Source organism: Mangrovibacter sp. MFB070 (assembly GCF_000705335.1).
Classification (GTDB): Bacteria; Pseudomonadota; Gammaproteobacteria; order Enterobacterales; family Enterobacteriaceae; genus Mangrovibacter; species Mangrovibacter plantisponsor.
The window spans coordinates 495,632-510,205 of sequence record NZ_JJMI01000025.1 but is presented as its reverse complement, the minus strand read 5'-3'; the positions used below and the strand labels follow the sequence as shown (position 1 = coordinate 510,205).

At 51.3% G+C, this 14,574-nt stretch carries 15 protein-coding genes; 6 read left to right on the top strand and 9 right to left on the bottom strand.

The genetic code is table 11. The features are described from left to right. Positions 1-37: 37 nt before the first annotated feature. From hutX to DT73_RS14550, 4 genes are all read right to left on the bottom strand, one after another. Positions 38-526, bottom strand: coding sequence for a heme utilization cystosolic carrier protein HutX (gene hutX / locus DT73_RS14565; RefSeq protein ID WP_036110291.1), 489 nt, complete (start codon positions 524-526; stop codon positions 38-40). Continuing rightward, complete coding sequence (gene hutW / locus DT73_RS14560) at positions 523-1,875, bottom strand: heme anaerobic degradation radical SAM methyltransferase ChuW/HutW (RefSeq protein WP_152552531.1); 1,353 nt, start codon at positions 1,873-1,875, stop codon at positions 523-525. The genes hutX and hutW overlap by 4 nt, the downstream gene beginning before the upstream one ends. A 354-nt stretch (positions 1,876-2,229) precedes the next feature. Further along, positions 2,230-2,475 carry a DUF2543 family protein gene (locus DT73_RS14555; RefSeq protein WP_036110284.1) on the bottom strand — a complete coding sequence of 82 codons (246 nt, stop codon included), beginning with the start codon at positions 2,473-2,475 and terminating at the stop codon, positions 2,230-2,232. Positions 2,476-2,623: 148 nt separating this feature from the next. After that, positions 2,624-3,514 carry a LysR family transcriptional regulator gene (locus tag DT73_RS14550; RefSeq protein ID WP_036110283.1) on the bottom strand — a complete coding sequence of 297 codons (891 nt, stop codon included), beginning with the start codon at positions 3,512-3,514 and terminating at the stop codon, positions 2,624-2,626. Positions 3,515-3,602: 88 nt separating this feature from the next. On the opposite strand from DT73_RS14550, the gene DT73_RS14545 reads away from it, so the two are divergent. The 4 genes from DT73_RS14545 to mmuM all read left to right on the top strand — a co-directional run bounded on the left by DT73_RS14545 (position 3,603) and on the right by mmuM (position 8,333). Beyond that, positions 3,603-5,051: a coniferyl aldehyde dehydrogenase gene (locus tag DT73_RS14545; RefSeq protein ID WP_255358362.1), complete on the top strand. Its 1,449-nt coding sequence runs from the start codon at positions 3,603-3,605 to the stop codon at positions 5,049-5,051. A 32-nt stretch (positions 5,052-5,083) separates the two neighbouring features. Continuing rightward, complete coding sequence (locus tag DT73_RS14540; RefSeq protein WP_036110277.1) at positions 5,084-5,761, top strand: type 1 glutamine amidotransferase domain-containing protein; 678 nt, start codon at positions 5,084-5,086, stop codon at positions 5,759-5,761. Positions 5,762-5,968: 207 nt separating this feature from the next. Next, positions 5,969-7,402 (top strand): S-methylmethionine permease, encoded by a 1,434-nt coding sequence (mmuP, locus tag DT73_RS14535; protein ID WP_036110274.1) that lies wholly within the window; start codon positions 5,969-5,971, stop codon positions 7,400-7,402. After that, positions 7,389-8,333, top strand: a complete 945-nt coding sequence (mmuM, locus tag DT73_RS14530) for a homocysteine S-methyltransferase (RefSeq protein ID WP_036110270.1) — start codon at positions 7,389-7,391, stop codon at positions 8,331-8,333. The genes mmuP and mmuM overlap by 14 nt, the downstream gene beginning before the upstream one ends. 92 nt (positions 8,334-8,425) lie before the next feature. Here mmuM and DT73_RS14525 read toward each other — a convergent pair whose 3' ends face one another. Genes DT73_RS14525 through DT73_RS14515 form a run of 3 tightly spaced genes read right to left on the bottom strand, consistent with a single transcriptional unit; the run spans position 8,426 to position 11,015 of the window. Further along, on the bottom strand, positions 8,426-9,247 hold the full coding sequence (locus DT73_RS14525) for a PfkB family carbohydrate kinase (RefSeq protein WP_036110267.1): 822 nt from the start codon (positions 9,245-9,247) through the stop codon (positions 8,426-8,428). 7 nt (positions 9,248-9,254) lie between these two features. Further along, a complete protein-coding gene (locus DT73_RS14520; RefSeq protein WP_036110264.1) occupies positions 9,255-10,232 on the bottom strand; it encodes an SIS domain-containing protein in 978 nt (325 codons plus the stop codon). 3 nt (positions 10,233-10,235) lie between these two features. Beyond that, on the bottom strand, positions 10,236-11,015 hold the full coding sequence (locus DT73_RS14515; protein ID WP_036110263.1) for a lysine/arginine/ornithine ABC transporter substrate-binding protein: 780 nt from the start codon (positions 11,013-11,015) through the stop codon (positions 10,236-10,238). A gap of 220 nt (positions 11,016-11,235) precedes the next feature. On the opposite strand from DT73_RS14515, the gene DT73_RS14510 reads away from it, so the two are divergent. Further along, entirely contained in the window at positions 11,236-12,024 is a 789-nt protein-coding gene (locus DT73_RS14510; protein WP_036110261.1) for a GntR family transcriptional regulator, read from the top strand. Here the strand turns inward: DT73_RS14510 and DT73_RS14505 are convergent. Continuing rightward, positions 12,004-12,534, bottom strand: coding sequence for a DedA family protein (locus DT73_RS14505; RefSeq protein WP_036110258.1), 531 nt, complete (start codon positions 12,532-12,534; stop codon positions 12,004-12,006). The two genes, DT73_RS14510 and DT73_RS14505, sit on opposite strands and share 21 nt — an antisense overlap. Before the next feature lie 199 nt (positions 12,535-12,733). On the opposite strand from DT73_RS14505, the gene DT73_RS14500 reads away from it, so the two are divergent. Beyond that, positions 12,734-13,498, top strand: a complete 765-nt coding sequence (locus DT73_RS14500) for a hypothetical protein (protein ID WP_036110255.1) — start codon at positions 12,734-12,736, stop codon at positions 13,496-13,498. On the opposite strand, the gene DT73_RS14495 is transcribed toward DT73_RS14500, so the two are convergent. Continuing rightward, on the bottom strand, positions 13,456-14,553 hold the full coding sequence (locus tag DT73_RS14495; protein WP_036110252.1) for an ABC transporter substrate-binding protein: 1,098 nt from the start codon (positions 14,551-14,553) through the stop codon (positions 13,456-13,458). The genes DT73_RS14500 and DT73_RS14495 overlap by 43 nt on opposite strands. Positions 14,554-14,574 lie beyond the last annotated feature (21 nt).

Below are 14,574 nucleotides of genomic sequence, written 5' to 3'. Positions count from 1 at the left end.
GGGTACTATTGAACAACAGAAATGTGGTTTTCAGGTTTCAGGCATTCAGTGCCTGGGCCAGGGCCCGAAAGGCATTGAGCTGGGCGGGTAATAGCTGTTTGTGCTCGTCCCGGCCAATAAAGATTTTGAACATCGCGTTTCCCGTACTATTGAGAAACAGGATTGAGGCTGTATCCATACCCATAAAACGGCGTTCAATAAAGGCTATGTGGTGGCAATTATCAGCCCGAATATGCCCTGAAACACCTTGTTTGCCGCGCAGGTTAAAATACCCCTGGCGGTGAAATCCTGAAGGCAGAACCCCTGAAAATTCAAGAATAACATCTTCGGTATGTACCAGCAGGGTAACGGTGCCCCATTCACCAGCTTGTGACCAGATATTATCAAAATGGCTGCCTGGTACGATAACCGCGCCGGGAAGATGGCTGATAACCTCCCTGAGCGATGTGTTGTACTGGCTGGCAATGGACTCCAGTGTGCCTTCTGGCTGAGTTGCCAGAAACTGCGTTAATGTATTGAGACTCATAAACCACTCCGTGCGGGTTGTTCATTGGCTGTTGTTTGGGTATTTAACTGTGGGAGGAGAGCCTGTAGTGCTTGCAGGATATTGCTTGCCCAAAAACGCCCTTCGTTTGTGAGCCGGATGCAGGTTGAGGCATCCTGCGTTAGCCCGGCGAGATGCCACTGTTGTAATAATGGTGCCAGTTCACTGGCGTGAGCCGTCAGTTCTGGCAGCGGGATACGTGCGGTTTCTACTGCAGCCTGGAGCTGATGCCGCCATTGGTAACTGGCTTCCATTGGGCGCATCATCACCATGACTGGCTTTGCGTGGGCTGCAACCATGCCATGCCAGGCATCCAGATTGCGCTGGTTCATCCATGACCAGCCGTTCACCGAGCCACCCGCCCCGGCACCAAATGCCAGACAATCTGCGCCCTGTTTTATCAGCAGGTTGTAGATATTGCGCTCCCGGGGAGTGCCTGCCCAGTGGCTGTTGCTGATACAGCGCCAGCCAGCCTGTTGCATAAAATCACAACCCTGCAGGTAACGGTCGCGTCGCTCTGCAGGTGATGCTACCTGAGTGCGCCCATTGGCAACTGCTTTGCCCAGCGGGGTATCGGCAAACAGGTTAAGCGCATAGAGGTCAACACCATCCAGCCCGATATCCCGGGCTATAGCCAGGTCTTGCCCCCAGTTATCAGCATCCTGCCCGGGCAGGCCGAACATTAAGTCACAGACAATAGCGGCCTTATCCCGGCGAACAAGGTTTTCCATAAAGGCAACGGCTTCCGGGCCACTGGCAGTACGAGCCATTTTTTTGCGAATTTTACTGTTAAAAGACTGAATCCCAATGGAAAAACGGTTTGCACCGGCATCCAGACAAGCGTCTATTCGATTATCATCGAAATTCAGTACCCGCCCTTCAATGGTAATTTCACAATCTGGTGCCAGCGGTAACCGCTCACGCAGGGTGGTAATGATACGTGCCAGATCACCCGCAGCCAGTGCAGAAGGTGTGCCTCCTCCAAAGTAAACGCCATGAACAGGTGCCGACTGACACAATGCGCTGTCTGCATCCTGCTCAATTTCCTGCAATAAGCGCTCGGTGTAGTGCGCACAGAGCTGTTCATTGTAACGGTTCTGGTAAAAACCACAGAAGGTACAGTGTGTTGCACAGAAAGGAATATGCTGATAAACCAGCCGCTTACGTGGCGGTGCAGGGTGGTTTATCAGGCGTTGCCAGCTTTCATGTACTTTCTCTTTGGCGACCGGTGCAGAACCGCGCCAGGGCATGGTTGCACTCCGGTCTTCAAATGGTTGCCCGCCTGCCCGGGCAAACCAGGGGGTAAGATCCAGAACTGAGTTATTTTTCAACATATTGATATTTCATCTTTTTGCTATGTGTTCATTTGCAAAAGAATAAATGCAAATGATAATCAATTGTATTTATAAGAATGGTGGCGCAGGATGTCCAGCGTCAGAAAGAGAATTGCGGTGGGTTGTTGATAAATATCAAATCCTGTTGCACTGCACAGCCATGGATGCAGCGACAAGCAGAAGTAGAAGTAACGCAGCCCGGATGAGTTGGACGTGTGTGAATTCGTTATCTGGCTATGTGGTACTTTCCCAGGCCAGATAAAGAATTAATAGGGTTTTGTGGCTGGCTCTTTGGCCTGAACAGGATAACTGCACAGGGGGGATAGCCTGTGCAGCATGTTTTATAGTTTGTTATTCATTACCCCATTGGTTGAGGAAATTGGCAATTTCATCAATACGTTGTGCATTAATACCGGCTTCGGTTGCCATGTCTGCCTGAGCCTGTTCGCTAATTTCTTCGTTATTCATTAAACGGGTAATCAGCAACTGGAAATAGTGCGCCAGCGCGTCGCGTTCAGCCTCGCTGACTGCCTGTTCAGTTTCTGTCGAATACTCATCTGTGATGTCATAAAACTTGAGCGGAATGGCCTGGTTCATTGGTTGTCCCCGGAGGTTAAGTTTGTGCCTGTGGGCAGGTTTAGTACATTGCTGTGATAATACCATTTGTGCCCGGCTTTCTGGCACAAATTGCGTAAACCTGCATTGGTTGGTGGTACTGGCTACCTGCCTGCCACGGCGAGTGATTTCACTCGTGGCCGTTTAATATTTGTAGCAGCGTTTGCCGTGCGTGCGCCAGGCGTGGTTTGCGTAATGCACTGGGTAGCCAGATCAGGCTATAGCGAATCTCTGTGTTACTGACTGGCGCCAGCAATTGGCAGAGTTTCCCTTGTGAAATCTCGGCGCGGCATAAAAAGCCGGGCATGGCTGTCCAGCCGAAACCTTTGCACAGCAGAGTGCGTTGCCCGCGTAAATCTTTTCCCACTACAGCAGGGAGCAGGGCTGAACAGGGGATCTTATTTTTATCCAGCCACTCTTTAATCAGCGACAACTCAAGGTTGTAAGCCAGAAGCGGTTCCTTGAGTAAGTCGTGAGCAAAGTTGTTGCTTTGGTTCAGGCGGGCGGCAATCTCTGGCGAAGCGACAGCAATAATTTTGTCTGTGAAAATGACTTCGCTTTTTAAGCGTGTATCGGTAACCGGGTGTGCGGTGATACCCAGGTCACAGTGCCCTTCTAACACCATTTGCGTAACCATCGGACCATCTCCGGTATGCAGATGTACCCGGATCCCACTCTGGAGTAATGGCAGGAGAACGTCTGCCAGCTTTTCAGCCACAAAGTCTGAGTGGCCAATAATTTGTAATGTACCGGAGACATCCATAGAGCGCGCCCTGGCAGAGGCCAGTGCCGACTCTGCGGCGTCGAGTTTATCGCCGATATCTGCCGCTAAGTCGTCAGCGGTTGCTGTCGGGACAACGCCCTGAGATTGCCGTTCAAACAACGGCCTGCCTATTGCGACTTCCAGCCCACTGATATGTTGCGACACAGCAGGTTGTGTCAGGTTCAGTGCGCGGGCCGCCGCAGAAATGGAGTGCTGGCGGTAAACTTCCATAAATGTACGCAATCGTATTAAAGACACAGCTCACCCATAAATTTATTTATACCCCTGTGAAAATAGCGTTGTTACCACCTGAACGCCAGAATCTTTAAGCTGACCGCAATCAATAATCAAGACGACGGGACAGGTAACTAATATGACGCCTCAACAACAACTCCAGGATTTGTCGGCCATTCTTCGCAGCATGAAGGCGTTTCATCTGCAACACGGGCCTGCTACTGCCCAGGTACGACGTGACCGGTTAATGCGCAGCGCCAACCTGATACGTGAAAACTATGCCAGGCTGACAACAGCCATCAGCGACGATTTTGGCCATCGCAGTGGGTACCAGACTATGGCGGCAGACCTGATAACCACAATCAATATGCTTACCCATTCCGCCGAAAATCTGGAGCAGTGGATGCAACCGGAGGTTGCCGCGGTTCCTGTTGACGGCATGCAGGCATGGACCGAGCCGCAACCATTAGGCGTTGTTGGGATAATCAGCCCGTGGAATTTCCCTATTAACCTGGCTTTTGGCCCACTTGCCGGTGTTTTCGCCGCAGGTAATACCGCCATGCTGAAACCGTCTGAGCTAACCCCCAGAACGTCGGAACTGCTTGCAGAATTGGTGCCCCGTTATTTTTCGCCAAATGAGTTAACTGTGGTCCTGGGCGATGCGGATACCGGGCAGGCATTCAGCCGTTTGCCCTTCGACCACCTGGTCTTTACCGGTAGCACGGCTGTTGGCCGCCATGTGATGCGCGCCGCGGCAGAGAACCTGGTGCCTGTCACACTGGAGTTGGGCGGCAAGTCTCCTGTGGTGGTTGACGTTGATGCCGACCCTGTCGTTGCAGCCGAACGCACGTTAACCATAAAAACATTCAATGCCGGGCAAATTTGTATCTCGCCGGATTATGTGTTGCTCCCGGAACAGCTGGAATCAGCATTTGTGGCGGCAGCACAGGCATTTGTTGGCAAAACTTTCCCGACACTGCAAAGCAATGAAGACTACACCTCTGTCATTAACGAACGGCATTTCTTACGTCTTGTGAACTTGCTTGAAGATGCGCGGAGCAAAGGTGCCCGGGTAATTAGCCTGGCACCGGGTAATGAGCCTGCTTTCGATAACCAGAGCAGGAAAATCGCACCCCATATTATTCTTGATGTAACGGAAGAGATGCTGGTGATGCAGGAGGAGATTTTCGGCCCACTGCTCCCGGTGAAAACTTATGCTGCCGATGTCAGTGAGGCTATCCGTTATATCAATGCAGGCCCGCGTCCACTGGCAGTGTATTACTTTGGCCATGATGCTGAACGCCAGAAACAGCTGCGGTCACACACAACGTCTGGTGCTCTGGTTATCAACGATGTGATGACCCATGCATCTATAGACAGCCTGCCATTTGGTGGCGTGGGGGCATCTGGTACTGGCGCTTATCACGGTGTGCATGGTTTCCGGCGTTTCAGCCATGCCAAACCGGTCGTTGTTCAGGAGAGTGCCGGGCACTCTAATCTTCGTCTTCGCGCACCTTACCAGGACAAGGTAATTGCCGCCGAAGCATTTCTAAAAAATTAAACCATCTGTACTGTCCATATTCAGGAGTAAACATGAAAATTTTAATGGTTCTGACTTCACATTCCGCATTAGGTAACACGGGTAAGAAAACCGGGTTTTGGCTGGAAGAATTTGCTGCCCCTTATTATGTCTTTAAGGATGCAGGCGCTGAAGTGGTACTGGCTTCACCTGCTGGAGGCCAGCCGCCGCTGGATCCAAAAAGTGATTTGCCTGACTTCCAGACTGCGCTAACGGCACGTTTCAAAACCGATAAAGTTGCCCAGAATGCGCTGGCGAATACAGTCAAACTGGAGACGGTATCGCAAGAGGATTTTGACACCGTGTTTTATCCAGGCGGTCACGGGCCGTTATGGGATCTGGCTGAATCCAGCACATCCATTGAACTGATTGAGTCGTTCAACCGTGCCGGGAAGCCAGTTGCGTTTGTGTGCCACGCACCAGGTGTATTGCGCCATGTGAAAAATAACCAGGGTGAGCTGCTGATTAAAGGGCGTAATGTCACAGGCTTTACTAATAGTGAAGAAGACGCTGTTGAATTAACTCATGTGGTTCCTTTCCTGATTGAAGATGAGTTTATCGCAGCGGGTGCTCATTATTCTAAAGGCCCGGACTGGATGCCGTATGTTGTGGAAGATGGCAACCTGATTACTGGCCAGAACCCTGCAAGTTCAGAAGCTGTGGCTGCCGCGTTACTGAAAAAAGTGCAGTAACGCACGCGAAGACCTGGGTAACCTGTTGAGTGCACTGGTATGCATGCCAGTGCACTCTGGTAAAACTTATGGGGCTATTGAATGGGAGCCTGGCCAAACTCCCTGCCTTCTGTATTGTTTTGTAAATTGTTTTTTGCATTTTACCCGCCATAACGGTATAACAGATGCCATTCGGAAGTTTAGACGTCTATACGTTCAGAAGGTAATATGCAGGACTCCACCACATCGCACGCAGCCCGGCAGCAGGAAGAAGGGCAGCTTAAGCGCACCATGAAAACCCGCCACCTGATTATGCTCTCTTTAGGGGGCGTGATTGGTACCGGGCTGTTTTTTAATACGGGCTATATTATTTCCACTACCGGTGCTCTGGGCACGTTACTGGCGTATTTGATAGGCGCACTGGTTGTCTGGCTGGTGATGCAGTGCCTGGGTGAGCTTTCTGTCGCCATGCCGGAAACGGGGGCATTCCATGTGTACTCAGCACGCTACCTTGGCCCGGCAACAGGGTATACTGTCGCCTGGCTGTACTGGCTTACCTGGACTGTTGCATTAGGGTCGAGTTTTACCGCGGCCGGTTTTTGTATGCAGTACTGGTTCCCACAGGTGCCAGTCTGGGTGTGGTGCCTGGTTTTCTGTGTGCTGATCTTCGGCCTGAACGTGGTATCTACCCGCTTCTTTGCCGAAGGGGAGTTCTGGTTCTCAATTATTAAAGTTATCACCATTGTGGCGTTTATTGTGCTGGGTGCGGCGGCCATCTTCGGTTTCCTGCCAATGAAAGACGGTTCACCGGCTCCGTTGCTGCACAATATTACCGACAGTGGCTGGTTCCCTCACGGTGGTTTGCCCATTTTGATGACGATGGTTGCGGTGAACTTCGCGTTTTCCGGTACCGAGTTAATTGGTATTGCAGCAGGTGAAACAGAAAACCCGCAAAAAGTGATTCCGGTTGCCATTCGCACCACAATTGCCCGGTTGATCATCTTTTTTATTGGTACTGTTTTTGTGCTGGCGGCATTAATCCCTGCGGACCAGGCTGGTGTGGTGAAAAGCCCGTTTGTGCTGGTGTTTGAGAAAGTCGGAATACCGGGGGCTGCGGATATCTTTAACTTCGTCATCCTCACGGCGATTCTCTCTGCCGCTAATTCCGGGTTGTATGCCTCCGGGCGCATGCTGTGGTCGTTGTCCCGTGAACGCACGCTACCGGCCTGTTTCTCTCGCCTGACCCGCCGTGGTGTTCCGCTCACTGCATTATCTGTCAGTATGCTGGGCGGTGTGCTGGCGTTGTTTTCCAGCGTGGTGGCTCCCGACACCGTGTACGTGGCACTTTCGGCGATTTCCGGGTTTGCTGTGGTGGCAGTGTGGCTGAGTATTTGTGCTGCGCATTATGTGTTCCGCCGCCAGCATATTGCCGCCGGGCGGGCGTTAAGTGAATTACATTACCGCGCTCCCTGGTTCCCGGTGACACCGGTGTTAGGGTTTGTTTTGTGTCTGTTAGCTTGTGTTGGCCTGGCGTTTGACCCGGAGCAGCGCATTGCATTATGGTGCGGGCTGCCGTTTGTTGCCCTGTGCTACGGCGTTTATTACCTCACACAGTATTTGGCAAAACGTAACCAACCGGAGGTGGAACATGTCACTGATTGATCCCGTACAACACGCGTTGCAACACAGCTCTTTTTTAGTGCTGGACGGCGCAATGGCAACGGAACTGGAAAGCCGGGGATGCAACCTGACAGACAGCCTCTGGTCGGCGAAAGTTCTGCTGGAAAACCCACAACTGATTTACCAGGTCCACCTGGATTATTTCCGTGCCGGGGCACAGGTTGCCATTACAGCCAGTTACCAGGCAACACCTGCCGGGTTTGCTGCTCGCGGCATCAGCCATGGTCAGTCTCTGGAATTAATTACCCAAAGTGCACGCCTCGCTTGCCAGGCGCGTGAGGATTACCTGGCAGAACACTCCGGCTCCCCGGCGTTACTGGTGGCCGGTTCTGTTGGCCCCTATGGTGCTTTTCTGGCAGACGGTTCTGAGTACCGTGGTGATTACCAGCGTACAGCTGTGGAGTTCCAGGATTTTCACCGCCCGCGTATTGCGGCTTTGGTTGAAGGTGGTGTGGATCTGCTGGCCTGTGAAACCCAGCCTTCTTTTGCTGAAACCCAGGCATTAGTTGGATTACTGGCAGAGGAGTTTCCTGCGCTGCCCGCCTGGTTCTCATTTACGCTGCGTGACAGCGAGCACTTGAGTGATGGTACGCCGCTGGCAACAGTGGTGAGCTTCCTGAAAGATTACCCGCAGGTTATTGCGGTGGGAGTGAACTGCATTGCGCTGGAGAAAACCACGGCTGCGTTAACTACGCTTCATGAGCTGACTGCGTTGCCACTGGTGGTGTACCCCAATTCAGGCGAACAATACGACGCAGTGACCAAAACCTGGCATCACAGTGGTGAAGCCTGCCACCAACTGGCTCACTATTTACCAGACTGGCTGGCAAGTGGTGCCCGGTTAATTGGTGGCTGTTGCCGTACCACACCGGCGGATATCGCAAGCATCGCAGCCGGGGCACACCGCCATTAATTCTGGCAGATAAAAAGGCCCATCCGGGTGGATGGGCAAGGTCAGAATCGCGCGCTTTCTGGCGCGCGCAACACATTCTCACTCAACACATTTTATAGCAGTGCTAATTGTATGGGTTCCCCAAATGCGCCATCTGTAGTGCAAACCTGTGCAGCAAAATCAGCGCCTGCTTGTAAGCTGGTTACCAGGTTTTTCCCGCTCAGGTGCGCCAGCAAGAACGCAGTAATAAAACCATCCCCGGCACCCAGAGTATCTACCGCTGTAATCGGCGTCGGGTGCTGGAACAGCCATGTTTCACCATCGAATAATAACGCGCCTTCCTCGCCACGGGTTGCCACAGTAATGGCCCCACCTTTATGGTGCGCTTCGGCCAGCAACTCACGGGTTTCACTTAATGAGCGTTCAGAGCAGGAAAAGAAGGCATAGTCCAGCCACTGGCAACAGGCCAGTGCGTTGTCTGGGGTAAAGTCATCTGAAAAGTCATAACTGAGCAACCCGGGAAGGCGGGCCAGTTGTGGTAACAGGTGTTCGGTATAGCTGTAAGCTGCACTGTGTATCAGAGAAAACTCACTAAGCCAGGGCTGATGTTGCAGGATGAAATCCATGGGAGTGCGCTGGCGTACTCCCCCGGCGTTCGAGCCCAAAAATACCCGGTCGCCATTCTGAATAGTGAGGGTGGCAAAGCCACTCTCACCTGGGACATCAAGGCAGTGGCGGGTTTGGATCTGCCGGTTTGCCAATATCTGGCGAATATGTGCTGCTGCCGCATCATCACCAAAAATACCCAAATAGGCCGTATCAGCATTGAGTTCATGGGCAAACACGCTGAAATTCAGCGCATTACCTCCCGGGTAACCGAGGCCGGTATGTTGATAGCGGTCAATAACATTATCGCCCAATCCCATTACTTTCATTTTGCCCTCAGTATTCGATTTTGCCCATATACCTGCGTGTTTCCAGTGGGTGCTGGCGAATTGTTGCCAGTGACGCCCGGTAATCACACATCACACTGTAGAACAGTATGGGGTTAAAGTAGTCCACTACACTGGCGTCTATTGCCCCAAGCCCCAGTTCGCGGGCATCAACAATTTCGGTTTTCTCTGCGTGGTGTGCCAGAAACCGCACCACACGCTCATCCAATGGGCGAGTAAGCCCCTCGTTAACCAGCACAATCCATGGTGTGGAGTGATCGGTGACTTCGAAGGGACCATGGAAATATTCACCGCTATGGATACTGGCGGCGTTAAGCCATTGCATTTCCATCAATGAGCAGATAGCAAAACCATAGGCGTGCCCGTAGGATGCACCACTCGACAGGACATAAAATAACGATTCATCAGCAAAGCGCCGGGCAAAATCTTCAACGCGAGCAGTTATTTTCTGGCGAGCACGGCTAATCAGTGCATCTATCATGCTCATACCGTGGTGAAAAGCGGAGTTACTGGCATAACCTTCAGTGTGATTGAGTGCATTGACACACAGACTAAGGATGATAGCCATCGGGTTATTAACGACCTGGCTGGTGTCACCCCATTCATAAAGAATGTGGCTCGTTGCTGCTTGTAACAGTGATGCATCAGAATTATGCGTAAGGCAAATTGTGGCACTGCCATTTTGTTGTGCCAACTGTGCTGCTGCTACAGATTCCGGCGTGTTCCCACCATGTGAGCAGACGATAGTTAGTGTTTGCGGGCCCAGAGTCCTGGGGGGGGCACAGACAAACTCATTGGCTGTCATCATATAACTGCGCAGTTCACGGGCCTCACGGTTTAAAAAGTAATGAGCCGGATACATATCGACCAGTGACCCGCCACAGGCCACCAGAACAATGTGTTTTAACGGTAAGGTCGCACTGAAATGAGAGTGCAGTAAGTCGGTAATCAGCGTGGTGGTATTCATTTATTACTCGCCATATACATTGAAACTAAAATATTTTTTTGCCAGTTTGTCGTAAGTGCCATTTGCCCGAATTGCCGCGATTGCTGCGTTTATTCGCGCCAGATGCCCTGTATCTTCTTTGCGCAATCCGATTCCCGTTCCAGGGCCAAATATTGCAGGGTCTTTTACCTGGTCACCTTTTAGTTCGAAATTTTTGCCCTGAGGCTTAGTTAGCAAAGCTTCTGTAACGACCGTTGCATCATCCAGCGTTCCGTCAATGCGCCCTGCAACCAGGTCGGCGTAAACGGCTTCGGCACTGGGGTAGGAGACCAACTCGACTCCGGCATCACGCCAGTGCCTTTGGGCGTAGACTTCGAATACTGAACCCTGCTGTACACCAATACGTTTTCCTTTCAGGCTCGCGGCCGTAGGGAGCAGATCATTATTTTTCCCCGCAACCAGGTATGCCGGGGTGTTAAAAAGCTTATTGCTGAAGGCAATAGCTTTTTTGCGTTCATCAGTAATAGAAAGTGAGGACAGGATGGCATCGAATTTACGGGCTTTCAGTGCCGGAATCAGCCCATCAAAGCTGTTTTCCACCCACTGGCACTTCACCTGCATTTGGGCACAAATGGCGTTTCCCAAATCGATGTCAAAACCGGTAAGCGCACCAGTTGATGTTTTGGATTCAAACGGGGGAAATGTTGGGTCAGTCCCCAGGCGCAGTACTTCTTCTGCCCCCCAACCTGGGGACGCAATGCAACAGGCAACACTCAGGCACAACACAGACAGTACGCGCTTCATGATGATTCCTTAAGTTGACCATAAAAAATACCATAAAATATATACTCACTGTTTCTTTCTTGTGCAATAAAATTTTATCTGAAATGGAAATATATATTTATATTATGATGTTATGGTATATTTTTGCTGATGGGAGAGAAAATAGGTTGTCGATTAACGTACTGATTATAAAATGATAAAACTAAACCGGTGGCGGTCTGAATAACGGGTGATTTATACCATGAGTGATTTGGCAGGTGGGAAGCGTCGGCCACGCAAAGCCTATATTGAGGCGAAAAAAACATTGCTGTCATACCTGAATACCCCAGAATTTACCAATGGGGATCAAATTCCTCCTGAGCGTGAATTGGTGGCGTTATTAGGTGTTAGCCGAATGACACTACGCAAGATCCTGGCTGAGCTGGTTGAGGGGGGGATTCTTGAGCGCAGAGGTAATCAGGGTACATGGCTGCGCCAGGCTACAATTGCCCGGCCACTTACTACACCTGTAGAGCAAGGTATTGGGCAGATAACCGAAATGAATGGAGCGAAAGCCGGGAGCCAGCTCCTGTATTTCCAGCATGCTCCGGCCAGTACACGTATTGCGCGGTGGTTACAAATTCAGCCTGGTGACCCTGTTGTGGTTATCAAGCGTTTACGGCTCGCGGATGATGAGCCATTTTGCCTTGAAACCAGCTATTTACCAGGGAACAGAGTGCCTGGAATGACAGGGCATATGCTCGAACAACAAGGTTCGTTGTACAAATTATTGGCTGAGTTTTATCACCTGCACGCGGCATCAGACAATGGCTCAGTGCAGGTTGGCCGCATGAATGAAGAGGAACATACGTTGCTGCAGGTTCCACCGGACAGCCCGTCACTGGTGTATCGGGGCACCATTAGCGATGGATTGGGCATTCCACTGGAATACCTGGTGTCAGTTAACCACCCGGAACGGGTCGTGTTTAATGTGCAAAACCGGGGAATAGTGGTGGCACCGCAATCGCCGTTAATCGAGCCAGGCCATTAACCAGGACATGGCAAAAGCACCCGGTGCCAGCATGGCAAATGCCCACACGCAGGCCGATGCCAGGTTTGCCACCTGGAATGGCAGGCGTGGCATGGCACAAATACCTCCTACCAGCGGCACAATGGCGCGTAATGGCCCAAAAAAGCGGCCAAAGAAAATACTCAATGTGCCCCAGCGTTCGAAGAAAGCGTGGCCGCGCGCCAGTAACCATGGCTTGCGTGAAAGTGGCCACCACTTTGTTACCCTGTCTTTAAAGTGATACCCCAGCCAGTATGAAACGCTGTCGCCCAGCCATGCTCCCGCACTGGCCGCTGCCCATAACCACCAGAATGGCACCACGCTGTCTGCCAGCAAGGCTCCCAGCGCCAGCAAAATAACGGTGGCAGGGAGTAGCAGGGAAAGGAACGCCAGTGATTCGCCAAACGCCAGTAAGAAGACAATGGGGGCAGCCCAATAGTGATGCTGGTTAATCAGTTCGCTCACCCAACGAGTTATTTCCTGAATGGACATGCCGTATCTCTCCCTGTGATTATTTCAGCTTAACAGCATAGTGGCTGTAACAAAAACCATGGCTAAACAAGGCAAGGCCCGTGCTGATTTCTGCCGTCGCATTTTTCGATAAGTACTTGTGCTGGATCAGAGATATATCGTCGCTTTAAGCGAAATCAACAGGTATTATTCGGAAAAAACGATTACAGGAATGTATTAAATGGACAGACAATCGTTTGCTGAACTTTTTATTGGCATGCAATCTCTTGTGCGGCCTTTATTGATTAATGTGATATTGAATGATGGCGATACCCACTTAATTAATCAGTTGCCTGTATTTGGTGGGCAGCCATGCTGGCAGCGTATAACCAGCCTGACACCGAAAAATTCACAGCAGGCTTTTCTGACTCTGGTTTTCCCGGGGGTGGAGCTTCCACTGGAAACTCTGGCACAGTGCGATGGCCTGGTGGTGTTGTTGTTACCTGCGGGGGCAGGTGCGCCGGCTAATTTACCCAAAGGCGTTATTGTCTGGCCGGTACAAGGGCCGTTGATGCGTGGGTTGCAGGCGAGGTTAATGACGTTACTGGTGCCATTGTTACAACCGGGCCTGGTCATGACGGAATGCGAAGATGTTTCGCAAATTCTTAAAGCGGGCCGGACACTCCAGCACTGCATCGTGCGTAATTACCAACCGGAAACCCTGGCAAAAAATATCACCGCGCGCCTGCCGCTGGCTGAACAAAACAGTTTACTGGTGGTGCTGTTATCACCTTTTGCCCGTGGGTTGATTACCAGCTATGAAGAAGCAATGGAGCAAATAGCGGTGCAAATGCGGCCCCAGGCAAGGTTGCTTGGGGGAATTTGGCAATGCGCAATAGAAGAGCCCATTGCGCGGGTGATTGGGTTATCCGGGTTTCCGTCAGATACTTTGACCGCCCGGCATTATTTGGCGACTGGCAGCCTGACCCAGAATGTGCCGCTGTAAGGAATGGGCAGGAAACGCTGGTAAAGTGTTTTCAGTGTTTGTTCCGGGTTAATGTCGGCAAATTGTTGTGGGTAGAAGGTTTTTGCAAAGAATTCGACTGCCGCAACATGGTACGGGCTGAGGTAGAAATTATGCCACAGCCCCCATGCATTCCCCTGGCGTACCGCATTGAGGTAGCTCAGCGGTTGTTGAGCGGCTATCGCGCGCTTCATACTGCCTTCTGCCTGTTGCTGGCTAACCAGCGGGCCGAGTTGCAATGTGCGCCCACTGTTGCTCATTCCTGTGCCAATGTAGACCTCAGGCTGGCTGGCGAGTAATTGTTCTGATGACAGATTACCAAAAACGCCTTTAAGCAGTGGTTTTGCAATATTGTCCCCGCCAGCGAAATCCAGTAATTGCCCCAAATTGCCATGAGCAACAGTGGTACAGCAAGTATCACGCCTGCCGAGGTGAAGGTGTAAAAACACCGTGGGTTTAGAGCCATTCATTGTGGCCAGCCGTTTTTCCACCAGAGCCATGTGTTGTTGGTAGAAATCAATAAAACTCTGTGCCCGTTGTTGCTGGTTTAATACTTCGCCCAGAAGGTGAATGCTGGGTACGGTGTTATGCAGAAGATCTACCCGCAGATCGATTTTAATCACCGGTATGTGAGCCTGCGCCAGCAATTCAATGAACTGGCTTTCTGAATGACTGCCCTTTGCCAGTTGCGGCAGGATAACCAAGTCTGGTTTAAGGCGAATAACCTGCTCAATATTACTTTGATCCAGAAAACCATCACCCAGTTGGGTTACCGAGGCCAGTTGCGGAAAGGCTTTTAACCATACCGACCAGGTTTGCGGGTCGTACTTTGCCATATCACCAGGCCAGCCAACAATCTTACCTGCAGGGTAACCGGGTTCCAGTAGGCCAAGGGTATACAGCATACGGCTTTCACCCAGCACAATGCGTTGTGGGTTATCCGGAATAGTGACCTGGCGGCCAGTAATATCAGTGACGGTTTTGGCACAAACCAGTGTGCTGAATAGCAGGCATAAAGCAACAAGCAGGGTACGCATACGGCGGGTAGCCTGAAACGG